Genomic DNA, 23,185 nt, shown 5'->3' on the forward strand with positions numbered 1-23,185 from the left:
CCCGGGCGCGCACGGCGCCCGGGGCCGGGACGGGGGCGGCGGGGGGAGGGTCCCGCCGGCTTTCCCCCCGGGGTGCCGCGTCAGCCGCGGGCGAACTCGGGATAGGCCTCCATCCCCAGCTCGGCGGTGTCGAGCCCGCTCGCCTCGGCCTCCTCGGAGACGCGGATCCCGGCGACGGCCTTCAGCACCAGCCAGAGCACCAGAGAGACCGCGAAGACGAAGGCGCCCACCGCGGCGATGCCGATGGCCTGGGTCGCGAGCTGGGCGCCGAGGGACGCCACCTCGCCCGTCTCCTCGCCGTCCGGGCCGAGGATCGCGGCCCGGGTGTGGACGGCGACGACGAGCGTGCCCCAGATGCCGGCGAGAAGGTGCACGGGGATCGCGCCCACCACGTCGTCGATCTTGAACCGGTCAAGCATGGGAACGGCCAGCACCACGATCACCCCGCCCACCGCGCCGATCCAGAGCGCGCCGAAGAGCGTCGGCGCCAGGGGCTCGGCCGTGATGGAGACGAGGCCCGCGAGGGCGCCGTTCAGCACCATGGTCAGATCGACCTTGCCGTACATCGCCTGCGTCAGCACCAGCGCGGCCACCGCGCCCGCCGAGGCCGCCATGTTGGTGTTGGCGAAGATGCGCGAGACGTCCGCGACGTCGCCGGCCGACCCCATGGCGAGCTGCGAGCCGCCGTTGAAGCCGAACCAGCCGAGCCAGAGGATGAACATCCCCAACGTCGCCAGCGCGAGGTTCGAGCCGGGCATCGGGTTCACCCGCCCGCCCGCGTACTTCCCCAGGCGCGGCCCGAGCACGAGCGCGCCGGCGAGCGCGGCCCAGCCCCCGACCGAGTGCACCACCGTCGAGCCCGCGAAGTCCTGGAACCCCAGGGCGTCGAGCCAGCCGCCGCCCCATTTCCACGAGGCCTGCAGCGGGTAGATGAAGCCCGTCAGGACGACCACGAAGGCGAGGAACGGCCAGAGCTTGATCCGCTCGGCCAGGGCGCCCGAGACGATGGAGGCGGTGGCAGCGCAGAACATGAGCTGGAAGAAGAAGTCCGAGCCCGTGGAGGCGTAGCCCGGATCGTCCGCGTCCGCGAGCGAGACGCCCACCCCCTCGAGCACCCCGGCGGCGGGGAAGAGGCCGGAGAACCAGCCGTCGACCGCCCATTCGCCCAAGGGATACATGAGGTTGTAGCCGATCGCCCAGTAGGCGATCGCCGCCAGCGAGAAGAGGCCGACGTTCTTCGTCAGCTGCATCGCGACGTTCTTCGAGCGCACGAGCCCCGCCTCGAGCATGGCGAAGCCCGCCGCCATGAAGAAGACGAGGAAGCCGCCGATCAGGAAGAGCAGCGTGTTGAGGATCCAGACCACCTCGTCCGAGACGCCCTGGGCGAGGGTCGCGGTCTCGACCCCCTGGGCGGCGACGGCCCCCGGCGCGAGGGCCAGGGCGGCGATGATGAAATGCTTTTTCGTCATGGGATTGTCTTTCCTCAGATCGCGTCTTCGCCGGTCTCGCCGGTGCGGACGCGAACGGCCGCCTCGACGGGAAGGACGAAGATCTTGCCGTCGCCGATCTTGTCGGTGCGGGCGGTGGACTGGATGGTCTCGACGACCTGTTCCGCGAGGGCCGAGGGGACCACGATCTCGAGGCGGACCTTCGGCACGAAGTTCACGGCGTATTCGGCGCCGCGGTAGATCTCGGTGTGGCCGGATTGCGAGCCGAAGCCCTTGATCTCGGACACCATCATGCCGCGCACCCCGATGGCGGTCAGCGCCTCGCGCACCTCCTCGAGCTTGAACGGCTTGATCGCTGCGATGATGAGTCTCACGTCTTCCCCCTGCCGGGCGTGGCCGGATCGGCGCCCCGCCGAAGGGGGGCCGGGGCCCGCGCTTTTCACGGAAGGGAGAAGGCCCGCCGCCGGGGCCGCGCGGCAACGGCCGGGCGGGGCGGACGGGGCCGGGAGCGCGGTACGTTGACGGAATATTAGGCAATCGCGCGCGATTGCCCGTTTTCAGGGCGGTGCGCGAACGCACGGTGCCGTTACGGCCCGTTAACCCCGGCCTGACATTATGGGCCGCGAGCGGTAGAATCATCCTTCGGGACATCGGGCGGGAAGCGGGGCGGGAAGCGGCATGGCGACATCGGGAGGAGGAGGCGGGCGGCGCCTGCGCGCCGAGCGGCGGACGCCCCCCAAGGGGCGCGGGCGGCCCGCGAAGGCCGCGCCGAAGCGCAAGGCGCGCAGGCCGCGGCGCAGCCGCTCGCTGCTGAGGCGCGCGATCACCCTTCCTTTCCGGGCCCTCTGGGCCTTCGCGTGGCGGCTGTCGCTCGTCGGCGCGGCGGTGCTGGCGGCGATGGTCGCCTGGACGGCGATCCGGCTTCCGCCCGCGGCGGAGATGTTCGACGGGCGCGCGCGCGGCTCGGTCACGCTGCTCGACCGCCATGGTGAGCCCTTCGCCTGGAGGGGCGACCAGTACAGCCCGGTGACGGTCGATTCCGTCTCGCCGCTGCTGCGCGACGCGGTGGTGGCGACGGAGGATCGGCGGTTCTTCTCGCATCTCGGCGTCTCTCCGCGCGGCGTCGCGGGCGCGATGCGGATCAACATGCGCGAGGGGCGCGGCCCGCTGCAGGGGCACGGCGGCAGCACGATCACGCAGCAGACGGCCAAGCTGCTGTGCCTCGGCACCCCCTACGACCCCGCCGAATGGGAGAGCGAGGCCGCCTACGAGGCCGACTGCCGCCGCACCACGCTGGCCCGCAAGGCCTTCGAGGCGATCTACGCGATGGCGATGGAGCTGCGCTACTCCAAGGAGGAGATCCTGACGATCTACCTCAACCGGGCCTATCTCGGCGCCGGCGCGCGGGGGTTCGAGGCCGCGTCCCAGCGCTATTTCGGGCACGGCGCGGAGCAGGTCGGCGCGGCGGAGGCCGCGATGCTCGCGGGGCTCCTCGTGGCGCCCAGCCGCTACGATCCCACCCGCAACCTCGAGCGCTCGCGCGAGCGGGCCGAGACCGTGCTGCGGCTGATGCACGAGCAGGGCTACCTCTCGCAGGCCGAGCACGACGCGGCGCGCGCCGACCCGGCCACCCTCGCGCCGCGGGCGCGCCAGTCGACGGGGGGCTACTTCGCGGACTGGGTCATGGCCTCGGGCCCCGAGTTCTTCATGGAGGACACCACCGCCGACGTGATGGCGCGCACGACCTTCGACCCGGCGATCCAGGCCGCCGCCGAGCGGGCCGTCGAGACCGTGTTCGCCGAGCAGGTGCGCGAGGGCTCGGAGGCGGAGGCGGCGGTGGTGGTCATGTCCGCCGACGGCGCGGTGCGCGCCATGGTGGGGGGGCGCGACCTCGACGCGACGGGGGCGTTCAACCGCGCGACCATGGCCCGGCGCCAGCCCGGTTCGGCCTTCAAGCCCTTCGTCTACGCCGCGGCCCTCGACCTCGGCTATCCGGCGAACTCGACGGTGGTGGACGAGCCGATCACCATCCGGGTCCCCGGCTCGGGCGCCTACACGCCGCGCAACTACGACGGACGCTTCCACGGACGCGTCACGCTGACCGAGGCCCTCGCGCGGAGCTACAACATCCCCGCGGTGCGCGTCTTCGAGGAGGTGGGCCGCGAGGCGGTCGCGCAGATCGCGAACGATTTCGGCCTCGACACCGACCTGGCGCAGGGCCCCGCCGTGGCGCTGGGGGCGTCCGAGACGACGCTGATCTCGATCACGGGGGCCTATGCCGGCATCCTGAACGGCGGCCGGTCGGTGACGCCCTACGGCCTCGTCACGCTGAGCACCCGCGCCGACGGCACCGTGATGGAGCAGACCGGCGGCATGGGCGAGCGGGTGATCTCGATGGACGCGGCCGAGCAGCTGGTCTGGATGATGTCCCGCGTCGTCGAGGACGGGACCGGTGCGCGCGCCGCCCTGCCCGGCGGGCAGCCCGTGGCCGGCAAGACCGGCACCACCCAGGAGGGGCGCGACGCCTGGTTCGTCGGCTTCTCGGCCGACTACGCGGCGGGCGTCTGGATGGGCTACGACGACAACCGCCCGCTGACGGGCGTGACGGGCGGCGGGCTGCCGGCGGACATCTTCCGCGAGGCGATGGCGGGGGTCCATGCGGGCGATCCGCCCCGCGCGCTGCCCATGCGCACGCCCGAGGCGGCGCGCGCGCCCGGCCCCGTGCCCGGCACCGCGCCGACCCCCGTGCCCGGCCTCGCCTCGCAGCCGCTGCCGGTCCCGCAGCCGGACCGGACGGTCGCCCGCTCGCCCGAGGGGGGGAACGCGGTGGAGCGGGCGCTGATCGAGGTCTTGGGCGAGATCCTGGGGGAATGAGCATGACCGAGGGCGGACGACAGGGCAGGATCAGGCAGGGACGGCTGCGCGCCGGCCGCGGCGAGCTGGCGGCGGTGCGCGCCGAGGGCCGGGGCCTCCTGTGGGCGATCGGCCTCTTCTCGGTGTTCGTGAACCTCCTGATGCTGACCGGGCCGATCTTCATGCTGCAGGTCTACGACCGGGTCCTGTCCTCGCGCTCGGAGGAGACGCTGCTCGCGCTGACGGGGCTGGTGGCGTTCCTCTACGGGATGATGGCGCTGCTCGACCATGCGCGCCAGCGGGTGGCCGCGCGCCTCGGGGCGCGCTTCCGCGAGCGCCTGGAGGAGCGGGTCCTCGGCGCGGTGCTGACCCTCTCGGCGCGCAGCCGCGAGGGCGGCGACGGCGCGCGCGCGGTGGCGCTGCGCGACCTCGACCAGGTGCGGGGCTTCCTGGGGATGCCGGTCTTCACCGCCCTGTTCGACCTGCCCTTCGTGCCGCTGTTCCTCGCCGGGATCTTCATCTTCCATCCGCTGATGGGCTGGGTGGCCGTCGCCGGCGGCACGGTCCTGGTCGTGGTGACGGTGCTGAACGGGCTGCTCACCTCGGGCCTGCGCGAGGAGGCCCGCCGCGCCGATGCCCGCGCCGAGGGCTGGTCGGACGCCCTGCGCCGCGACGCCGAGACGGTCGAGAGCCTGGGGATGCGCGCGCCCGCCGCCGCGCGGTGGAAGCGCAGCCGCGACGAGGCCGCGCGCGCCGGTCTGGCGGCCGCCGACCGCACGGGCGGCTTCACGGTGGCCACCCGCACCTGGCGGCTGCTGCTGCAGTCGCTGATGCTGGCGACGGGCGCCTGGCTCGTGCTGCAGGGCGAGCTGCGGGCGGGCGCCATGATCGCGGGCTCGATCCTGCTGGGCCGCGCGCTCGCGCCCGTGGAGCAGATCGTCGGCGGCTGGCCGGCGATCCAGGCCGTGCAGGCCGGCTGGGGCCGCCTCGCCGACCTTCTGGGGGCCGCGCCGCAGGAGGCGCCCCGCACGAAGCTGCCGCGCCCCGAGGCGCGGGTCGAGGCGCGCGCGCTCACCGTCCTGCCGCCGGGCAGCCGCCACGCCACGCTGCGCGGCATCGCCTTCGACCTGCCGCCCGGGCAGGCCATGGGCGTGATCGGCGGCTCGGGGGCGGGCAAGACGACGCTGGCGCGCGCGCTCATCGGCCTCTGGCCCGCCGCGGGGGGGAGCGTGCGGCTGGGGGGCGCCGCGCTCGACCGCTACGACCCGGACGCGCTGGGGCGGCTGATCGGCTACCTGCCGCAGCAGGTGCGCCTCTTCGACGGCACCGTGAAGGAGAACATCGCCCGGCTCGACCTCGACCCGGACGACGCCGCGGTGGTGGACGCCGCGAAGCGGGCCGCCGCGCACGAGATGATCCTCGAGCTGCCGGAGGGGTACGACACGCCGATCGACGCCCTCGGGGGGCGCCTCTCGGGCGGGCAGGTGCAGCGGATCGGGCTGGCGCGCGCGCTCTACGGGGATCCCGCCCTGCTCGTCCTGGACGAGCCGAACGCCAACCTCGACCATGTGGGAACCGTCGCGCTGAACGAGGCGATCGACCGCGCCAAGGCGGACGGGCGCTCGGCGATCGTGATGGCGCACCGCCCCTCGGCCATCGAGCGCTGCGAGCTGCTGCTGATGCTGGAGGGGGGGCAGGCCCGCGCCTTCGGCCCCACCGCCGAGGTGCTGCCCAAGATCACCCGCAACCACGCGCAGATCGCCACGCTGCCCAAGCCGGCCGCCGCCGCCGCCGCCGCCGCCGCCGCCGCGCGCGAGGGCAAGGGATGAGCGGCGCGAAGGGACCCCTGGCGCTGGGCGCGGTCGCCCTCCTGATCCTTCTGGGGGGGTTCGGGGTCTGGGCCGCGACGACCGACATCGCCGGCGCGGTGGTCGCGCCCGGCCGGATCGAGGTGGCGAGCAACCGCCAGGTCGTCGAGCATCCCGACGGCGGCGTGGTCGAATCGCTCGCGGTCCGCGAGGGCGAGCGGGTCGAGGCGGGCGACGTCCTGATCGTCCTGGAGGCGGACGCGCTCGACGCGCAGATCGCCGTGGCCCGCGACGAGCTGCTCGAGCAGGAAGCCCGCGCCGCACGCCTGCGGGCCGAGCGCGACGGCGCGGAGGAGATCGAGTTCTCGGACGCGCTGCTGGAGGCGGCGCGAAGCGACCCGCGCGCCGCCGACCTCGTCGAGGGGCAGCGCAACCTCTTCGAGGCGCGCCGCGAGACCCGCGAGGGCGAGCGCGCGCGCTACCTGCGCCAGACCGAGCAGATCGCCCGGCAGATCGACGGGATCGACGCCCAGGGCGCGTCCCTCGAGCGGCAGGGCGAGCTGATCGACGAGGAGCTGACCGCGCAGGAAACCCTGCTGGAGCGGGGGCTGGCGCAGACGCCGCGCGTCCTCGCCCTGCGGCGCGAGGCGGCCGGGCTGCTCGGCCGGCGGGGCGAGCTGACCGCCCGCCGCGCCCAGGCCGAGGAGCGGACCGCCGAGATCGAGCTGGCGATCATCGGCCTCGACGGGCAGCTGCGGGAGACCGCCATCGGCGAGCTGCGCGACGTCGAGGCCCGGATCCGCACCCTGCGCGAGGAGCTGACCGCCGCCCTCGACCGCCGCGGCCGACTGGAGATCACCGCGCCGGTGACGGGGCGGGTCTACGACCTCGCGGTGTTCGGGCCGGCCTCCGTCGTCGCGGCGGGCGAGCCGCTGCTCTACATCGTGCCCGAGGGGGACGCGCTGCGGATCGAGGTGCGGGTCGATCCGATCCATGTCGACGAGGTCTATCCCGGGCAGCCCGCGCGGGTCCGCCTGCCGGCCTTCGACGCCCGCGCCACGCCCGAGCTTCTCGCGGTGATCGCGGACGTGAGCGCGGACGCCTTCGCCGACGAGCGCACGGGCGCGGCCTTCTACCGCGCGACCATCGCCCTCGCCGACGGCGAGCAGGCCCGCCTCAGCGGCGGCCAGGCCCTGGTCCCCGGCATGCCGGTCGAGGCTTTCATCCGCACGGGCGACCGCACCCCCCTGGCCTACCTCCTCTCGCCGCTCACCGACTACTTCGCCCGCGCCTTCCGCGAAGGGTGAGGAACGATCCGCGCCCCGCGGGGCGATCGGTCCGGGGGACCGATCGGGTTCCGAACGGGCGAGAGCCCCGGAGGAGGAACGATCCGCGCCCCGCGCGGCGATCGGTCCGGGGGACCGACCGGGTTCCGAACGGGCGAGAGCCCCCGGAGGAGGAAGGGCCCGCCGGGGGCGCGCGGGCCGGGCTGGCGCACGGGCGGCGGGGGGCCTAGCCTCCGCGGCGACGCGAACGCCCGGAGGACCCCCATGAGCCACGACATCGACGCCGCCCTCGCCGAGCGCGGGCTTAGCCTGCCGGACGCGCCCGCCCCGGCGGCGAACTACGTGCCCGCCGTGCGCACGGGCGACCATCTCCACGTCTCGGGGCAGATCAGCCAGGGGGCGGACGGCGCCCTCATCACCGGCAAGGTCGGCGCCGACCTTTCGGTCGAGGACGGGGCCCGGGCGGCCGAGCGGTGCGCGCTGGCGATCCTGGCGCAGGCGAGGAAGGCGCTGGACGGGGACCTCGGGCGGCTGCGGCGCGTGGTGAAGCTGGTGGGGTTCGTGAACTCCGCGCCCGACTTCGAGGACCAGCCCAAGGTGATCAACGGGGCCTCGGACCTTCTCGTCGCCCTTCTGGGCGAGCGGGGGCGCCATGCGCGCAGCGCGGTCTCCGCCGGGGCGCTTCCCTTCGGCGTCGCGGTCGAGATCGAGGCGGTGCTGGAGGTCGGGTGAGCCTGCCCGGCGGTTTCCTCGCCCGGCCCTTCGCGCACCGCGCCCTGCACGGCGAGGGGGCGGCCGAGAACTCGGACCGCGCGATCGAGGCCGCCGCCCGGGCGGGCTGGGGGATCGAGATCGACATCCAGCTGACCGCCGACGGCCGCGCGGCGGTCTTCCACGACTACGACCTCCGCCGCCTGACGGGGCGCGAGGGGGTCGCGCGGACTATCTCGATGGAGGCGCTGGCGGGGACGCCCCTTCGCGGCGGCGGCTTCCCCCTGGCGCTGGAGGACGCGCTCGCGCGGGTCGCGGGGCGCGTGCCGGTCCTCGTCGAGGTGAAGGACCAGAGCGGCGACATGGGGCCGGACGGCGGCGCCCTGGAGGATGCGGTGGCCGCCGCCGCGAAGGGCTATGGCGGCCCGCTCGCCGCGATGTCCTTCAACCCCCATTCGGCGGCGCGGCTGAAGGACGCGGGCCTGGCGGCGGGGCTCGTCACCTGCGCCTGGTCAGCCGAGGACTGGCCGCACCTGCCGGAGGAGCGGCGCCGGGCGCTGCGCCTCATGCCGGGGCTCGGGGGGGCGGACTTCGTCTCGCACGACCGGGCGGACCTCGCCTCCGCGCGGGCGGGACGGGCGCGGGCGGCGGGGCTGCCGGTGCTCTGCTGGACGATCCGGTCCGAGGCCGAGGCGGCCGAGGCGCTGCGGCACGCCGACCAGATCACGTTCGAGGGCTACCGCCCCGCCCATCGCCGGAACGCGCGTGGGGCGCCCTTCCCCGGTTGAACCCGCGCGCGGAGGGGCCATCTGGCGCAGCATGGACGGGACGCCCCAGATCACGGTCGAGGCCCTGGGCGGCGTCGGCGAGATCGACGCCGCCGAATGGGATGCCTGCGCCTGCCCGGAGGCCGCGGACGGGGGCCGCCCCGTCGATCCGTTCACCACGCACCGCTTCCTCGCCGCGCTGGAGGCGTCGGGCAGCGTCGGGCCGGGCACGGGCTGGCAGCCCCGCCCCCTGCGCGTGCGCCGCGGCGGGGAGACGATCGCGGTCGCCCCGCTCTACGTGAAGGGGCACAGCCAGGGCGAGTACGTGTTCGACCACAACTGGGCCCACGCCTGGGAGCGGGCGGGCGGCGACTACTACCCCAAGCTGCAGATCGCCGTGCCCTTCACCCCCGCGACGGGCCGCCGCTTCCTGTCGCGGCCCGGCGAGGAGGCGACCGGGATGCCCGCCCTCGTGCAGGGCGCGGTCCAGATCGCCGCGGACAACGACCTGTCGGGCGTCCACGCCACCTTCTGCACCGAAGGAGAGGCCCTGGCCGGCGAGCGGATGGGCCTTCTGCACCGCACCCACCAGCAGTTCCACTGGGAGGATCGGGGCTATGGCGACTGGGAGGGGTTCCTCGCCTCGCTGTCCTCGCGCAAGCGCAAGGACCTTCGCAAGGAGCGCGAGAGGGCGAACGCCTTCGGGGGCGAGATCCTCTCCTTCGCGGGCGATGCCATCGAGCCCGCGCACTGGGACGCGTTCTGGCGCTTCTACCAGGACACGGGTGCGCGCAAATGGGGCAGCCCCTACCTGACCCGCCGCTTCTTCGACGTCGCGCAGGAGACCCTGCGAGGCGACATGGTCCTGATCCTCGCCCGCCGGGAAGGCCGTTGGATCGCCGGGGCGCTGAACTTCGCGGGGCGCGAGACGCTCTTCGGGCGCTATTGGGGCTGCACGGAGGATCACCCGATGCTCCACTTCGAGCTCTGCTACTACCGCGCGATCGACTGGGCGCTCGAGCATGGGCTGAAGCGGGTCGAGGCGGGCGCCCAGGGCGAGCACAAGCTCGCCCGCGGCTACCTGCCGAGCCGGACCCATTCCCTGCATTGGCTGGCCGACGAGGGCTTCCGCGAGGCCGTCCGGCAGTTCTGCGAGGCCGAGGGACGGCAGGTCGACCACGAGGCCCGGATCCTGACGAGCTACGGCCCCTTCCGCCGCGGCACGCCGGAGGACCGGCAGTGAGCCGTCCGCGCCGCCTCTCGCCCGGCGAGGTCGAGGAGGCCCTGGCCTCGCTTCCCGAATGGCGGCAGGCCGACGGCGCGCTCCGCCGCCGCTACCGCTTCGCCGATTTCGGCGAGGCCTGGGCGTTCATGACCCGCTGCGCGCTGCTGGCCGAGAAGGTCGACCATCACCCCGACTGGCGCAACGTCTGGTCGCGCGTCGACGTCGCCCTGACCACCCACGACGCCGGCGGGGTCACGCAGCTCGACGTCGAGATGGCCCGCGCGATGGACGCCCTCGCCTGACCGGGCCCGGCCGGCGGGCCGCAGCCCGGCCGGGGCGCCCCCCGGAGGCAAGGGGGGCGAGGCGCCCCCATCCGCCCGGCGGGCGCGCGGGGCCGCCAGCCGGGCGCGGCGTCCCTCAGATCACCTCGAGGAGCGACTCGCCCCCTGAGATGTCGCACTCGCCCGGGCTCGATTCCTCGCGCAGCTCCTTCACCATGCCGTCCTCCACGAGCATCGCGTAGCGCTTGGACCGGTTCAGCAGGCCCGCGGGGGGTGCGTCGAACTCCATCCCGATGGCCTGGGTGAACGCGCCCTCGGGGTCCGCCAGCACGGTGATGCCGGCGTCCTGCGCCCCCGTCGCCATGGCCCAGGCGCGCAGGACGAAGGGGTCGTTCACGGCGACGCAGACGATCTCGTCCACGCCCTTCTCCGCGAAGCGGTCCTTCGTGCGGATGAAGCTGGGCATGTGGGCGCTGTGGCAGGTCGGCGTGAACGCCCCCGGCACGGCGAAGAGGACGATCCTGCGCCCGTCCATCAGGTCGTTCAGGCGCACGGGCTCGGGCCCGTCCTCGCCGATGCGGATGAAGGTCGCGCCGGGCAGCTTCTGCCCTTCTTCGATGATCGGCATGGGGGGTCCTTTGCTCTGTCGGTTCGCCGCGCATATAGCCCGGGGGCAAAGCGGGGGGGAGAGCGGATGTCCACACTGATCGTCGGCGCCGGCCAGGCCGGCCTCGCCCTCGCCGCGCGGCTGCGCGCGGGCGGCGAGACCGGGCCGATCACCCTCGTCGGCGAGGAAGGCGATCCGCCCTACCAGCGCCCGCCCCTCTCGAAGGCCTACCTGACCGGCGCCACGACGCGCGAGCGGCTCTGGCTGCGGCCGCGCGAATGGTACGCCGGGAACGGCATCGACCTGCGGCTGGGCACGCGCGTCACGGCCGTCTCGCCCGCCGAGCGGACGGTGACGGCGGGGGGCGAGCACCTCGGCTGGGACCGCCTCGCCCTCTGCACGGGGGCGATCCCCCGGCGGCTTCCGGCGAACCGGGGCGGCGATCTCGAAGGGGTGTTCACCCTGCGGACCCTCGCGGACGCGGACGCGATGCGGCCCTTCGTGCGCGAGGGGGGGCACGCGGTCGTGGTCGGCGGCGGCTATATCGGCCTCGAGGCGGCGGCGGTCTGCCGGCAGGCGGGGATGAAGGTCACGGTGCTGGAGGCGGCGGCGCGCATCCTCGGCCGCGTGGCCGCGCCGGAGACGGCAGACTGGTTCCGCGCCCTGCACCGCGCCAACGGCGTGACCGTCCGCGAGGGGACGGCGCTGGACCGCCTCGAGGGGGAGGGCGCCGTGTCGGGCGCGGTGCTGGCGGACGGGACCGAGATTCCCGCGACGCTCGTGGTCTGCGGGATCGGCATCGTGCCGGACGCCGCCCTCGCCGCGACGGCGGGGCTGATGACCGAGGACGGGATCGACGTGGACGCGCGCGGCCGCACCGCGCTGGAGGGCGTCTGGGCGGCGGGGGACTGCGCGCGCCTGCCCTGGCGCGGGCGGCGGGTCCGGCTGGAATCGGTGCAGAACGCGATCGACCAGGCCGAGGCCGTCGCCGGCGACATGCTGGGGATCGGCGCGGACTACGACCCCGTGCCGTGGTTCTGGTCGGACCAGTACGATGCGAAGCTGCAGATCGCGGGCCTCTCTGCCGGGCACGACGCGGTCCACGTGCGGCAGGCCGGGGGCGCGCGCTCGCACTGGTACTACCGGGATGGCGTGCTGATCGCGGTGGACGCGATGAACGCGCCCCGGGACTACATGATCGGCAAGCGCCTTCTCGAGGCCGGGCGCTCGCCCGGGCCGGAGGCGCTCGGGGCCGAGGATCTCAAGCCCCTCCTCGGGGCGTGAGGATAACGGGCGGCACGGCGCGCGGCCGCGCACTCGCGCCGCTCGGCAGGGGCGACGAGGCGGCGCGGCTGCGCCCCACCCCCGACCGGGTGCGCGAGGCGCTGTTCTCGATCCTCGCCTCCCGCGGCGCGGTGGAGGGGGCGCGCGTCCTCGACCTCTTCGCGGGCACGGGCGCGCTGGGCCTCGAGGCGCTGTCGCGGGGCGCCGCGGCGGCGGTGCTGGTGGACGACGGGCGCGCGGCGGCCCGCCTGATCGCCGCCAACGTCGAGAGGACGGGCCTTCCGGCGCGCCACCTGCGCCGCGACGCCACCCGCCTGCCCCCGAACCCGGACGCGCCGTTCGGGCTGATCCTCCTCGATCCGCCCTATGGCCGGGGCCTGGGCGAGCGGGCCCTCGCCGCCGCCCGGAGGGGCGGCTGGGTCGCCCCCGGCGCCCTCGCCCTCTGGGAGGAGGGCGCCCCCATGGCCCCGCCCGCGGGCTTCCGCCCGCTGGACGCGCGCCGCTACGGCGCGACCTTCCTCACGCTGCTGGAGGCGGAGGAAGGCGCCTGACGTCACCCTGGCCGCCCCCTGGCCGCCCCCTTGGCCGCCCCCTGGCCGCCCCCTGCCCTTCCGGTCCGAAGGTCGCCGCGGGCCCCCCGGGGGGGCCTCAGCCCCAGGTCGGGTGGAAGCGGTCCGAGGGGGTGAAGATCTCGGCCCCCGTCGCGGTCACGCCGACCGAATGCTCGAACTGCGCGGAGAGGGACTTGTCCCGCGTCACCGCCGTCCAGTCGTCGGACAGCACCTTCGTCTCGGGGCGGCCGAGGTTCACCATGGGCTCGATGGTGAAGAACATCCCCTCCTCCAGCACGGGCCCGGTGCCGGGGCGGCCGTAGTGCAGGACGTTGGGCGGCGCGTGGAACACCCGCCCGAGGCCGTGCCCGCAGAAGTCGCGCACCACGGACATGCGGTGCCCCTCGACGAAGGACTGGATGGCGTGGCCGACGTCGCCGAACGTGTTGCCGGGGCGGACGGCCGCGATCCCCTTCATCAGCGCGTCGTGGGTCACGTCCATAAGGCGCCGCGCCTTCACCGAAGGGCTGCCGGCCACGTACATGCGGCTGGTGTCCCCGAACCAGCCGTCCACGATCACCGTGACGTCGATGTTGAGGACGTCGCCGTCCTTCAGGACCTTGTCGCCGGGGATGCCGTGGCAGACGACGTGGTTCACGGAGATGCAGGTCGCGTGGCGGTAGCCCTTGTAGCCGATGGTCGCCGACTGGGCGCCCGCCTCCTCGACCCACCTCGTCACCAGCGCATCGAGCGCGCCGGTCGTCCGGCCGGGGCGGACGTGCTCCGCGATCCGGTCCAGGATGCCGCTCGCCAGCGCGCCGGCGCGGCGCATGCCCGCGAAATCCGCGTCCTCGTGGATGCGGATGCCGTCGCGCGTGAGGCGCCCCCTGATCTCGTCCATGCCGTCTCTCCGCGATTGCGGCGCGAGATAGTCCCGCCCGCTGCGGATTGCCAGCCGGGCGCGCGCCGCATAGCGGTCGGCGCCATGCAGCAGACCACCTCCGCCATGATCGTCGTCGGGGACGAGATCCTCTCCGGCCGGACCCGCGACAGCAACATGCACCACCTCGCCGGCCTCCTGACCGCGAAGGGCATCCCCCTGCGCGAGGTGCGCGTGGTCGCGGACGCGCCCGCGGCCATCGTCGCGGCCGTCCGCGCGCTCTCGCCGGCGCACGGGCACGTCTTCACCTCCGGCGGGATAGGCCCCACGCACGACGACCGCACGGCGGACGCCGTGGCCGAGGCGATGGGCGCCCCCATCGACGTGCGCGAGGACGCGCGCGCCCTCCTCCAGGCCCATTACGACCGGCAGGGCATCGCGATGAACGAGGCGCGGCTGCGCATGGCCCGCATCCCCGAGGGCGCGGTGCTGATCGACAACCCCGTCTCGGCCGCGCCGGGCTTCTCGCTGGGCAACGTCCACGTCATGGCCGGCGTGCCGAAGATCTTCGCCGCGATGTGCGAGGGCCTGCTGCCGCGCCTGACGGGGGGCGCGCCCATCCTCTCCGAGAGCGTCCCCGCCGAGCGGGGCGAGGGCGACGTCGCCGCCCTCCTCGCCGGGCTGCAGGACGCGCATCCCGCGCTCGACTTCGGCTCCTACCCGTTCCAGCGCCCGGACGGGCGCTACGGCACGAACCTAGTGATCCGCGGCACGGACGCCGCGGCCCTGGCACGGGCGCGGGCCGAGCTGGAGGCGGCGCTCGCCGCGCTGCCGTGACCGCGCCGGACGCCGCGCGGGTCATGGCGGCCGTCCGGGCGACGTGGCCGCCGGCCGGGCTGGACCGGATCGGGGCGTTCGACCTGCCCCGCGACCGCGAGGGGTCGGGCCGCGCGACCTCGGCGCGGGTCCTGTCGCCGCCCGCGCCCGCGGACGTGGACGCCCTCCTGGCCGCCCGGCCCGGGGTGGCGGTCTGCGTGGTCGAGGGCGTGGACCATCCCGGCGCGCTCGGCGCGCGCGGCTTCGCGCCGGGGCCGGCGACCTTGCTGATGGCGGGGCCTGCGGCGCCGCTCGCCGAGGGGGAGGCGCCGCCGCCGGGCTCCGGCCGGGCGCACTGGCCGCCCCTCGCCGCGCTGGGCGCGCTCTGGGACGCGACCGGCAACCCCGCCATCCGCCGCGCCCCCGCCCACCGCGCGCCCGGGCCGAAGGCCGCCATCCTCCTGCGGGTGGGGGACCGGGTGGCGGGGGGCCTCTTCGCGGGGGTCGACGGGGGGTGCGCCGCGCTCCACATGGTGGTGACGAGGCCTGGGATGCGGAGGCGCGGGGTGGGGATGCTGGGGATGCGGCACGCGGCGGACTTCGCGCGCGGGCACGGCGCGGAATGGCTGGTGCTGCCGGTGGACGCCGCGAACGCCCCCGCGCTCGCGCTCTATCGCGGGGCGGGGCTGCGCGAGGTGGGCCGCTACCGCTACTGGGGCCGGGCGTGAGCGTTCGGCGCGCCCGGCCCGGCGACGCGGACGCGGTAGCGCGGGTCCACGTGCAGGCCTGGCGCGAGGCCTATCTCGACCTCCTGCCCCACGACGTGATCGCCTCCCGCACGCTGGAGGCGCGGCGCGCCCTCTGGCGGGCGGTGATCGAGACCCAAGACGAGGACACCCCCGTCTTCGTGGGCGAGGCCGAGGGCGAGGTGGCGGCCTTCGGCAAGGCCGGCCCCCAGCGGACGGAGGCGCTGCGCACCATGGGCCACACGGGCGAAATCTGGTCGCTCTACGCCCTGCGGGCCGCGCACGGGCGGGGGCTGGGGCGCGCGCTGATGGAGGCGATGCTGGACGCCTTGGCGGCGCGGGGCCACGCCTCGGCGGCGCTATGGGTGCTCGCCTCCAGCCCCTCGCGGGGCTTCTACCGGCATCTGGGCGGGACCGAGGTGCTGGAGGGCGAGGACGCGCCCGGCGGCGCGAAGGAGGTCGCGCTGGCCTTCGACCTCGGCGCGCGCTCGGCGGACTAGTCGCCCGGCCTAGCCGCCCGGCCGCGCGCGGGGCCCGGGGGGGATGGGCCGGGCGCCGCCGGGGGCCGGGCGCTCAGCCCACCCCGCGCAGGACGGCGACGTTGGTCTCCTCCGGCTCGGGCTCGGTCCAGTCGTGGGGGCCGCGATCGGCGAACATCCCCACGAGGAAGTTGATGAAGGCGCGCACCTTGGGCTGGGTGAACCGGCCCGGCGGATAGACCGCGTAGATGCCCTGGGTGTCCACGGGAAGGTCTGGCAGCGCCTCCTCCACGAGGCCCTGAGACAGCGCTTCGGCCGTCAGGAAGGTCGGCAGGTAGGCGATGCCGAGGCCCGAGATGGCGGCGTTCAGCAGCGACTGCCCGTCGTTCACCGTCAGCCAGCCGGCGGTGCGGACCTGCCGCTTCTCGCCCGAGGGGGCGGTGATACGCCAGACGGCCCCGCGCGCGTCGTTCGAGTAGTGCAGCAGCTTGTGCGCGTTCAGGTCGTCGATCCGCCCGGGGCGGCCGTACTGGGCGAAGTAGGCGGGGCTCGCGATCATGCGGCGCGCCGTCTCGGCCAGCTTGCGCGCGCGAAGCGAGCTGTCCTCGAGCTCGCCGATGCGGATGGCCATGTCGAACCCTTCGGAGATCAGCTCCACGAACCGGTTGTTCAGCACCATGTTGACGGTGATGTCGGGGTACTCCTTCAGGAAGTCCCCCAGCACGGGCGAGAGGTGGTTCACCCCGAAATCCGTCGCGACGGAGATCCGCAGCATCCCCGAGGGCGCCGACTGCATCGAGGCGACGAGGGCGTCGGCCTCGCCCGCGTCGTTCAGAACCCGGCGCGCGCGGTCGTAATAGGCCAGCCCGATCTCGGTCGGGGAGACGCGGCGCGTGGTGCGGTTCAGCAGGCGCGCGCCCAGCCGCGCCTCGAGCGAGGAGACGTGCTTGGAGACCGCCGACTTCGAGATGCCGAGCTTGCGCGCCGCGTCGGTGAACCCGCCCTGATCCACCACCGTGGCGAACGCCTCCATCTCGCTCAGTCTGTCCATGGGCAAGGTCCTCGGGTGCGGTGCTCGTCGACGACGTGTCGCGGGGGATTGTGGCGCGAGGATGCGCCGATTGGCGCGGACGCGCGGCCATTGCGGGACGGGGCGGGCGATCGTTGCCGGCAGGCGTCTTGCCAACGCCCGCGCGGGGCGTCACCCCCGCGGGGATGCCGGCCTCGCCCTTCTCCTCGCGCCTCCACGGGGGCCTCTTCGCGCCCGGCGCGCTCGCCCCCCTCCTGACGGACGGGGCCGAGGTCCGGTCGATGCTGCTGGTCTGGCGGGCGCTGGCCGCCGCGCAGGCCGCCGAGGGGCTGATCCCCGAGACCGCCGCCCGCGCCATCGGCCGCGCCGCCCTCGAGGCCGAGATCGACCCTGCCGCGCTGGCGGAGGGCACCGCCCGCAGCGCCGTGCCGGTGCCGGCCCTCCTCGCCGCCTTCCGGGAAGCGGTCGGCGCGCCCGAGCCCGCGGGCTGGGTGCACTGGGGCGCGACCTCGCAGGACGTGATGGACACCGCGCTGGCGCTGCGGCTGCGCCAGGCCCTCCTCGTGATGGAGGACGGGCTGGACGGCGCGATCCGCGCCCTCGCCGCCTTGGCCGGCGGCGAGGCCGCGACCCCCCTGGCCGCCCGCACCTGGGCGGTGCCCGCGGTGCCCACGACGCTGGGCGCGGTGGCGGCCGAATGGGGCCGGCCCCTCCTCGCGGCGAGGGCGGCGCTGGGGGCGGTGCGGGCGGACGCCCTGCGGGTCTCGCTCTCCGGGGCGGCGGGCACGCTCTCGGCGATGGGGCCGGAGGGGCCCGCCGTGCGCGCCCGGATGGCCGGGGCGCTGGGCCTTCTCGACCCCGGCGCGTCGATCCATGCCGACCGGCAGGGGGTGGCCGGCCTCTCGGCCTGGTGCACGCGCGCGGCGGGCGCCTCGGCGAAGGCGGCCGAGGACGTGATCGCGATGGTCGCCGCGGGCGAGGCCCGGCTGGAGGGGGCGGGCGCCTCCTCGACCATGCCGCAGAAGGCGAACCCCGTGCTGCCCTCGCTCGTGGTGGCGCTGGCGCGCGCGCAGGTCGGCCTCGACGCCGCGCTCCAGGGCGCGCGGATCCACCGGGGCCAGCGCGACGGCGCGGCCTGGATGACCGAATGGCTCCTCCTGCCGCAGGTCCTCCTCGGGACGAACCGGGCGCTGACGGCCCTTCGCGAGACGCTGGAGGCGCTGCGCCCCGACCGTGCGGCGATGGCCGCGATGGGCGGCGACGTCCTGGGGCTGATCCACGCGGAGGCGATCTCCCTCGCGCTGACGGGGCCCCTGCCCCGCGCGGAGGCGCAGGCCGAGACGCAGCGCCTCGCGGCGCGGGCGCGGGCGCAGGGCACGCCCCTGCCCGCCCTCGCCGCGCGGGCCCATCCGGACGTCGCCTTCCCCCCCGCCGGGACCGGCACCGCGGAGGCGGACGCCCGCGCCTTCGCCGCCCGGGCGCGCGAGGCGCTGGGATGACGCGGCGGGCGGCGGGCGGGCGGCTGCCCATCGCCTTCGTCCTCCTCTGCCTGACGCTCGACGCGATGGGGATCGGGCTGATCCTGCCCGTCATGCCCGCCCTCATCGAGGAGCTGACCGGCGGCGGCATCGGCGAGGCGGCCCTTTGGGGCGGAGTGCTGTCGGCCGCGTTCGCGGTGATGCAGTTCCTCTTCGGCCCGCTCCTCGGCAGCCTCTCGGACCGGTGGGGGCGGCGGCCGGTCCTCCTCGTCTCGCTCGCGGTGATGACGGCGGACTACGTGGTCATGGCGCTGGCCGGGTCGATCTGGCTGCTGCTGCTGACGCGCGTGGTCGGCGGGATCACCGCCGCGACCATGTCCACCGCCAACGCCTTCATCGCCGACATCTCGGACCCGGAGGAGAAGGCCGCGCGCTTCGGCCTCGCGGGGGCGGCCTTCGGGGTGGGCTTCGTCCTCGGACCCGCGATCGGCGGCGTGCTGGGCGAGCTCGGCACCCGCGCGCCCTTCTGGGCGGCCGCGGCCCTCGGGGCGGCGAACCTCGCGCTCGGCCTCCTCGTGATGCCCGAGACCGTGCGCCGGCCCAGGCCCTTCTCGCTGCGCGGGGCGAACCCGCTCGGCGCGCTCGCCGCGCTCGGCGGGGGCGGGGGCGGGGGCCGAAGCGGGGGCGAAGGGGTGCGCCTCTTCCTCGGGATCGTCTTCCTCTACGAGTTCGCGTTCATCGTCTATCCCGCCACCTGGGCCTATTTCGGCCCCGCGGCCTTCGGCTGGACGCCCGGCACGGTGGGGCTGTCGCTGACGCTCTTCGGCGTCTCGCTGGCGGTTGTGCAGGGCGGGCTGATCCGCGTCGCCCTGTGCCACCTGGGCGAGCGGGGGACGGTGCTCTGGGGGCTCGTCTTCAACGCGGGCATCTTCGCGGTCCTCGGCGTCCTCGGCGTGGGGTGGATCGCCCTCGCGCTGACGCCGGTGACGGGCCTCGGGGCGGTGGTGACGCCGGCGCTGCAGGGGCTGATGTCGCGGCGGATGGCGGAGGACCGGCAGGGCGAGCTGCAGGGCGCGATCACCTCCGCGCGGGCGCTGGCGGCGGTGTTCTCGCCCTTCGCGATGACGGCCCTCTTCTGGTGGGGCGAGGCGCGGGGCCTGCCGGGGCTGGCCTTCCTCCTCTCCTCGGCGCTGATCGCCGTCTGCCTCCTCCTGTGGACCGGCCGGCGGCGCGCCGCGGCGGCGCGGCCGGACGGCGAGGGGCGTGGCGGGGCGTGAAGGATTCGAACCCTCGACCGTCCGATTAGAAGTCGGATGCTCTATCCAGCTGAGCTAACGCCCCACGGGCCCCTCATTGCCCCGGCGCGGGGGCCCCGTCCAGTTCCCCGTCCTGCACGCCGTCCCGCACGGCGCCCAGCTCCAGGGTCATGAAGACGCTCTCGGGGTCGGGCGCGTAGCCCTCGAACGCCCCGCATTCCCGGAAGCCGAAGCGTCCGTACATCCGGCGGGCGGGAAGGAAGTCGTCCCAGCCGCCCGTCTCCAGCGAGACCCGGGACGCGCCCATCGCGCGGGCCTCGGCGATCAGCCGCGCCAGCAGGGCCCGGCCCACGCCCCGGCCTCGCGCCGCCGCGGCCGTGTGCATCGACTTGATCTCGGCATGGCCGTCGCGGATCGCCTTGACCGCCCCGATGCCGAGAAGCGTCGCCCCCTGCGCAGCCAGCCCCCGCGCCGCGAAGAGGCGGGCGCCCGCCGCCTCCAGCGCGCCGGGATCCATCACGTGGCACGACCCGGGCGGGGAAATGCGGACCATCAGCGCGTGGTGCGCCTCGATCAGCGCCCGGACGTCCGCCTCCGAAGCGGAGGCCCGCCCGACCCTCAATGCGTCCACGAACCCCGCCGGCCGGTGGCGAAGTTCTCGCCGTAGCCGCCCGCGCGCACGTTCGGCGCGCGCCTGCGAGGGTCCTTCGCGACCAGCTCGACCCCGTGCGCCTCCGCGTAGCCTTCGGCGGCCTCGCGGGTGTCGAAGCTCATGCGGACCTGCGCCTGGGTGTCGCGGGACGAGGTCCAGCCCATCAGGGGGTCCACCTCGCGCGCGGTCTGGGGCACGAACTCCAGCACCCAGCCGCGAGTGCGCGCCTGCCCGGAGGACATCGCCGTCTTGGCCGGCTGGTAGAGTCGCGCGCGCATCGGGCCCTCCGCGGTGGAACGGCATCGATATGCCCCTCCCCGCCCCGCCGCGCAAGCGCCGCGCCGGCGCCGCGCCCCCTTGCATTGCGCCCCCCGGACCGTAGGTCGAAGGGGAACGCAGGGGGAACCTCGCATGGCCTACGCCCATTCCGACAAGCTGCCCGAACGGCGGGGCGCCGCCCCCGCCGCCGACATGCCCATGACCATGCGCCGCCCCGAGCAGCGCGAGAAGCTGGAAGGGGGCATCCGCTTCCGGATGGAGACGCCGTTCCGGCCCGCGGGCGACCAGCCCACCGCGATCGCCGAGCTGGCCGGCGGGGTGCGCGACGGCGAGCGGGACCAAGTCCTCCTCGGGGCGACGGGCACGGGCAAGACCTTCACCATGGCCAAGATCATCGAGGAGACGCAGCGCCCCGCGATCATCCTCGCCCCGAACAAGACCCTCGCGGCCCAGCTCTACGGCGAGTTCAAGGGATTCTTCCCCGACAACGCCGTCGAGTACTTCGTCTCCTACTACGACTACTACCAGCCCGAGGCCTACGTCCCCCGCTCCGACACGTTCATCGAGAAGGAGAGCCAGATCAACGAGCAGATCGACCGGATGCGCCACTCGGCCACCCGCGCCCTGCTCGAGCGGGACGACGTCATCATCGTCGCCTCCGTCTCCTGCATCTACGGCATCGGCTCGGTCGAGACCTACTCGGCCATGACCCAGGACCTCCATGTCGGGAACCAGTACGACCAGCGCGCGGTGATGGCCGACCTCGTCGCGCAGGCCTATCGCCGCAACGACGCCGCCTTCCAGCGCGGCTCCTTCCGGGTGCGCGGCGACGTGCTCGAGGTGCATCCCGCGCACCTGGAGGACCGCGCCTGGCGCCTCTCCTTCTTCGGCGAGGAGCTGGAGTCCATCGACGAGTTCGACCCCCTCACCGGCAAGAAGACGGCCGAGCTGGACCGCGTCCGCATCTACGCCAACTCGCACTACGTGACCCCGAAGCCCACGATGAGGCAGGCCATCGGCGGCATCAAGAAGGAGCTGGCCGTCCGCCTGAAGCAGCTGGAGGAGGAGGGAAAGCTCCTCGAGGCCCAGCGGCTGGAGCAGCGCACCAACTTCGACCTCGAGATGCTCGAGGCGACGGGCGTCTGCAACGGGATCGAGAACTACTCCCGCTACCTGACGGGCCGCGCCCCGGGCGAGCCGCCCCCGACCCTCTTCGAGTTCATCCCCGACAACGCCATCGTCTTCGCGGACGAGAGCCACGTCTCGGTCCCGCAGATCGGCGCGATGTACAAGGGCGACTACCGCCGCAAGTTCACCCTGGCCGAGCACGGCTTCCGCCTGCCCTCCTGCATGGACAACCGCCCCCTCAAGTTCGAGGAGTGGGACGCCATGCGCCCCCAGTCGGTCTTCGTCTCCGCCACCCCCGCCGCGTGGGAGCTGGAGCAGGCCGGCGGCGTCTTCGCCGAGCAGGTGATCCGCCCCACCGGCCTTCTCGACCCGGAGGTCGAGATCAGGCCCGTCTCCATGCAGGTCGACGACCTCCTGGACGAGATCCGGAAGGTCTCGCAGAAGGGGATGCGGACCCTGGTGACCACCCTCACCAAGCGCATGGCCGAGGACCTGACCGAGTACCTGCACGAGCAGGGCATCAAGGTCCGCTACATGCATTCGGACATCGACACGATCGAGCGGATCGAGATCCTGCGCGACCTGCGCCTCGGGGCCTTCGACGTGCTCGTGGGGATCAACCTGCTGCGCGAGGGGCTCGACATCCCCGAATGCGGGCTGGTGGCGATCCTCGACGCGGACAAGGAGGGGTTCCTGCGGTCCGAGACCTCGCTCATCCAGACCATCGGCCGGGCGGCGCGCAACGCGGACGGGCGCGTCATCATGTACGCCGATTCCATCACCGGCTCGATGGAGCGGGCCCTCTCCGAGACGAACCGCCGGCGCGAGAAGCAGATCGCCTACAACGAGGCGCACGGCATCACCCCCGAGACGGTGAAGAAGAACGTCGAGGACGTGCTCGCCGGCCTCTACCAGGGCGACGTCGACATGAGCCGCGTCACCGCCAAGGTCGACAAGCCCATGGTCGGCGCCAACCTCCAGGCCCATCTCGACGGCCTGCGCGAGCAGATGAGGAAGGCCGCCGAGAACCTCGAGTTCGAGGAGGCCGCGCGCCTGCGCGACGAGGTCAAGCGCCTCGAGGCCGTGGACCTCGCCGTCGGAGGCGACCCGATGGTCCAGCAATCGGCCGTCGAGCAGGCGGTGGAGGACGCCCGGGCGGCGGAGGGGCGGTCGACGGCCGGGAGGCCGGGACAACGAGGGGGGAACGTGAAGCGGAAGGGGAAGCGGGGGCGTTCTTCCTAGATGGCCGCGACTGTAGAGATACTCGCTGCAATATTTGCGGGTTCGGCATTCGGCTCGTTCCTTGGTCCGCTTCTTCTCGAAGAGGTCCGAAAGCGGTTTCATAATCGAAGATGGGTCGAACCAAGGAAACGAATGCTAAAGCGAATTTTTCAGGCTACCGAAATGCTAATAATCGATATTCATGGATTATCGATTGCTGTCGGTTCCTCCGAAGAAGAAGTCCGGGAGATGCTAGTGTCTCTGGGTGGTGAAGGGCGGATAATGACGACCGGCGAAGAAGGCTGGACCCTCAAACCAGATCAAGTGCCAATACAGTTCCGCAATGTCGATCAACCAGCGGACGTATGACTCGTGCCATTGGTATGAACGGCAGTGCAT

General features: G+C 74.2%; 22 protein-coding genes and 1 tRNA gene. 15 read left to right on the forward strand and 8 right to left on the reverse strand.

Going from position 1 to position 23,185, the window contains the following annotated elements; translation table 11 throughout:
- Positions 1-80: 80 nt before the first annotated feature.
- Complete coding sequence (gene amt / locus BCF33_RS08785) at positions 81-1,469, reverse strand: ammonium transporter (protein WP_106160578.1); 1,389 nt, start codon at positions 1,467-1,469, stop codon at positions 81-83.
- A gap of 14 nt (positions 1,470-1,483) precedes the next feature.
- Positions 1,484-1,822 carry a P-II family nitrogen regulator gene (locus tag BCF33_RS08790; RefSeq protein ID WP_106160579.1) on the reverse strand — a complete coding sequence of 113 codons (339 nt, stop codon included), beginning with the start codon at positions 1,820-1,822 and terminating at the stop codon, positions 1,484-1,486.
- Between the two features lie 304 nt (positions 1,823-2,126).
- Here BCF33_RS08790 and BCF33_RS08795 point away from each other — a divergent pair, with 304 nt between their 5' ends.
- From BCF33_RS08795 to BCF33_RS08825, 7 genes are all read left to right on the forward strand, one after another.
- Positions 2,127-4,322 carry a transglycosylase domain-containing protein gene (locus tag BCF33_RS08795; protein WP_106160580.1) on the forward strand — a complete coding sequence of 732 codons (2,196 nt, stop codon included), beginning with the start codon at positions 2,127-2,129 and terminating at the stop codon, positions 4,320-4,322.
- The gene (locus BCF33_RS08800; protein WP_245883788.1) at positions 4,319-6,130 is read left to right on the forward strand and encodes a type I secretion system permease/ATPase; all 1,812 of its coding nucleotides are present in this window, start codon (positions 4,319-4,321) and stop codon (positions 6,128-6,130) included. Before BCF33_RS08795 ends, BCF33_RS08800 begins: the two co-directional genes overlap by 4 nt.
- Entirely contained in the window at positions 6,127-7,416 is a 1,290-nt protein-coding gene (locus BCF33_RS08805) for an HlyD family type I secretion periplasmic adaptor subunit (RefSeq protein WP_106160582.1), read from the forward strand. The genes BCF33_RS08800 and BCF33_RS08805 overlap by 4 nt, the downstream gene beginning before the upstream one ends.
- Before the next feature lie 243 nt (positions 7,417-7,659).
- Complete coding sequence (locus BCF33_RS08810; protein ID WP_106160583.1) at positions 7,660-8,127, forward strand: RidA family protein; 468 nt, start codon at positions 7,660-7,662, stop codon at positions 8,125-8,127.
- Entirely contained in the window at positions 8,124-8,894 is a 771-nt protein-coding gene (locus BCF33_RS08815; RefSeq protein ID WP_106160584.1) for a glycerophosphodiester phosphodiesterase family protein, read from the forward strand. The genes BCF33_RS08810 and BCF33_RS08815 overlap by 4 nt, the downstream gene beginning before the upstream one ends.
- 31 nt (positions 8,895-8,925) lie before the next feature.
- Positions 8,926-10,116, forward strand: a complete 1,191-nt coding sequence (locus BCF33_RS08820) for a GNAT family N-acetyltransferase (RefSeq protein WP_106160585.1) — start codon at positions 8,926-8,928, stop codon at positions 10,114-10,116.
- Positions 10,113-10,400 (forward strand): 4a-hydroxytetrahydrobiopterin dehydratase, encoded by a 288-nt coding sequence (locus tag BCF33_RS08825; RefSeq protein ID WP_106160586.1) that lies wholly within the window; start codon positions 10,113-10,115, stop codon positions 10,398-10,400. The genes BCF33_RS08820 and BCF33_RS08825 overlap by 4 nt, the downstream gene beginning before the upstream one ends.
- Positions 10,401-10,515: 115 nt before the next feature.
- On the opposite strand, the gene BCF33_RS08830 is transcribed toward BCF33_RS08825, so the two are convergent.
- Positions 10,516-11,007: a peroxiredoxin gene (locus BCF33_RS08830; protein WP_106160587.1), complete on the reverse strand. Its 492-nt coding sequence runs from the start codon at positions 11,005-11,007 to the stop codon at positions 10,516-10,518.
- Positions 11,008-11,073: 66 nt separating this feature from the next.
- Between BCF33_RS08830 and BCF33_RS08835 the strand changes: the two genes are divergently transcribed.
- Positions 11,074-12,270, forward strand: a complete 1,197-nt coding sequence (locus tag BCF33_RS08835) for an NAD(P)/FAD-dependent oxidoreductase (protein WP_106160588.1) — start codon at positions 11,074-11,076, stop codon at positions 12,268-12,270.
- On the forward strand, positions 12,267-12,821 hold the full coding sequence (locus tag BCF33_RS08840) for an RsmD family RNA methyltransferase (protein WP_106160589.1): 555 nt from the start codon (positions 12,267-12,269) through the stop codon (positions 12,819-12,821). The genes BCF33_RS08835 and BCF33_RS08840 overlap by 4 nt, the downstream gene beginning before the upstream one ends.
- A gap of 97 nt (positions 12,822-12,918) precedes the next feature.
- Here the strand turns inward: BCF33_RS08840 and map are convergent, their stop codons facing one another.
- Positions 12,919-13,722, reverse strand: coding sequence for a type I methionyl aminopeptidase (map, locus tag BCF33_RS08845; RefSeq protein ID WP_106160590.1), 804 nt, complete (start codon positions 13,720-13,722; stop codon positions 12,919-12,921).
- An 84-nt stretch (positions 13,723-13,806) separates the two neighbouring features.
- Between map and BCF33_RS08850 the strand changes: the two genes are divergently transcribed.
- From BCF33_RS08850 to BCF33_RS08860, 3 genes are read left to right on the forward strand one after another with little or no spacing between them, the layout of a single operon-like run.
- Entirely contained in the window at positions 13,807-14,538 is a 732-nt protein-coding gene (locus tag BCF33_RS08850; protein WP_106160591.1) for a competence/damage-inducible protein A, read from the forward strand.
- On the forward strand, positions 14,535-15,245 hold the full coding sequence (locus tag BCF33_RS08855; RefSeq protein ID WP_106160592.1) for a GNAT family N-acetyltransferase: 711 nt from the start codon (positions 14,535-14,537) through the stop codon (positions 15,243-15,245). The genes BCF33_RS08850 and BCF33_RS08855 overlap by 4 nt, the downstream gene beginning before the upstream one ends.
- Positions 15,242-15,763 carry a GNAT family N-acetyltransferase gene (locus tag BCF33_RS08860; RefSeq protein WP_158259394.1) on the forward strand — a complete coding sequence of 174 codons (522 nt, stop codon included), beginning with the start codon at positions 15,242-15,244 and terminating at the stop codon, positions 15,761-15,763. The genes BCF33_RS08855 and BCF33_RS08860 overlap by 4 nt, the downstream gene beginning before the upstream one ends.
- Before the next feature lie 73 nt (positions 15,764-15,836).
- Here BCF33_RS08860 and BCF33_RS08865 read toward each other — a convergent pair whose 3' ends face one another.
- On the reverse strand, positions 15,837-16,793 hold the full coding sequence (locus tag BCF33_RS08865; protein WP_106160594.1) for a LysR family transcriptional regulator: 957 nt from the start codon (positions 16,791-16,793) through the stop codon (positions 15,837-15,839).
- A 164-nt stretch (positions 16,794-16,957) separates the two neighbouring features.
- On the opposite strand from BCF33_RS08865, the gene BCF33_RS08870 reads away from it, so the two are divergent.
- Together BCF33_RS08870 and BCF33_RS08875 are read left to right on the forward strand one after the other, a co-directional pair.
- Complete coding sequence (locus BCF33_RS08870) at positions 16,958-18,271, forward strand: lyase family protein (protein WP_106160595.1); 1,314 nt, start codon at positions 16,958-16,960, stop codon at positions 18,269-18,271.
- On the forward strand, positions 18,268-19,527 hold the full coding sequence (locus BCF33_RS08875; protein ID WP_106160596.1) for an MFS transporter: 1,260 nt from the start codon (positions 18,268-18,270) through the stop codon (positions 19,525-19,527). The genes BCF33_RS08870 and BCF33_RS08875 overlap by 4 nt, the downstream gene beginning before the upstream one ends.
- On the opposite strand, the gene BCF33_RS08880 is transcribed toward BCF33_RS08875, so the two are convergent.
- From BCF33_RS08880 to BCF33_RS08890, 3 genes are all read right to left on the reverse strand, one after another.
- Positions 19,515-19,591, reverse strand: a tRNA-Arg gene (locus BCF33_RS08880). The genes BCF33_RS08875 and BCF33_RS08880 overlap by 13 nt on opposite strands.
- 9 nt (positions 19,592-19,600) lie before the next feature.
- On the reverse strand, positions 19,601-20,137 hold the full coding sequence (locus BCF33_RS08885; protein WP_245883789.1) for a GNAT family N-acetyltransferase: 537 nt from the start codon (positions 20,135-20,137) through the stop codon (positions 19,601-19,603).
- Positions 20,125-20,436: an ETC complex I subunit gene (locus BCF33_RS08890; protein ID WP_106160597.1), complete on the reverse strand. Its 312-nt coding sequence runs from the start codon at positions 20,434-20,436 to the stop codon at positions 20,125-20,127. Before BCF33_RS08890 ends, BCF33_RS08885 begins: the two co-directional genes overlap by 13 nt.
- Positions 20,437-20,569: 133 nt before the next feature.
- Between BCF33_RS08890 and uvrB the strand changes: the two genes are divergently transcribed.
- A complete protein-coding gene (gene uvrB, locus BCF33_RS08895) occupies positions 20,570-22,807 on the forward strand; it encodes an excinuclease ABC subunit UvrB (protein ID WP_106160598.1) in 2,238 nt (745 codons plus the stop codon).
- Positions 22,808-23,185 lie beyond the last annotated feature (378 nt).

Origin of the sequence: Hasllibacter halocynthiae, assembly GCF_003003095.1 — a bacterium.
GTDB lineage: Bacteria > Pseudomonadota > Alphaproteobacteria > Rhodobacterales > Rhodobacteraceae > Hasllibacter > Hasllibacter halocynthiae.

Bases quoted from the DNA above. Each gene is read 5' to 3' on its own strand.
- map (WP_106160590.1), bottom strand. From the start codon at position 13,722: ATGGACGAGATCAGGGGGCGCCTCACGCGCGACGGCATCCGCATCCAC.
- BCF33_RS08865 (WP_106160594.1), bottom strand. From the start codon at position 16,793: ATGGACAGACTGAGCGAGATGGAGGCGTTCGCCACGGTGGTGGATCAG.
- BCF33_RS08875 (WP_106160596.1), top strand. From the start codon at position 18,268: ATGACGCGGCGGGCGGCGGGCGGGCGGCTGCCCATCGCCTTCGTCCTC.
- BCF33_RS08800 (WP_245883788.1), top strand. From the start codon at position 4,319: ATGAGCATGACCGAGGGCGGACGACAGGGCAGGATCAGGCAGGGACGG.
- BCF33_RS08830 (WP_106160587.1), bottom strand. From the start codon at position 11,007: ATGCCGATCATCGAAGAAGGGCAGAAGCTGCCCGGCGCGACCTTCATC.
- BCF33_RS08805 (WP_106160582.1), top strand. From the start codon at position 6,127: ATGAGCGGCGCGAAGGGACCCCTGGCGCTGGGCGCGGTCGCCCTCCTG.
- BCF33_RS08890 (WP_106160597.1), bottom strand. From the start codon at position 20,436: ATGCGCGCGCGACTCTACCAGCCGGCCAAGACGGCGATGTCCTCCGGG.
- amt (WP_106160578.1), bottom strand. From the start codon at position 1,469: ATGACGAAAAAGCATTTCATCATCGCCGCCCTGGCCCTCGCGCCGGGG.
- BCF33_RS08795 (WP_106160580.1), top strand. From the start codon at position 2,127: ATGGCGACATCGGGAGGAGGAGGCGGGCGGCGCCTGCGCGCCGAGCGG.
- uvrB (WP_106160598.1), top strand. From the start codon at position 20,570: ATGGCCTACGCCCATTCCGACAAGCTGCCCGAACGGCGGGGCGCCGCC.
- BCF33_RS08810 (WP_106160583.1), top strand. From the start codon at position 7,660: ATGAGCCACGACATCGACGCCGCCCTCGCCGAGCGCGGGCTTAGCCTG.
- BCF33_RS08820 (WP_106160585.1), top strand. From the start codon at position 8,926: ATGGACGGGACGCCCCAGATCACGGTCGAGGCCCTGGGCGGCGTCGGC.
- BCF33_RS08835 (WP_106160588.1), top strand. From the start codon at position 11,074: ATGTCCACACTGATCGTCGGCGCCGGCCAGGCCGGCCTCGCCCTCGCC.
- BCF33_RS08870 (WP_106160595.1), top strand. From the start codon at position 16,958: ATGCCGGCCTCGCCCTTCTCCTCGCGCCTCCACGGGGGCCTCTTCGCG.
- BCF33_RS08850 (WP_106160591.1), top strand. From the start codon at position 13,807: ATGCAGCAGACCACCTCCGCCATGATCGTCGTCGGGGACGAGATCCTC.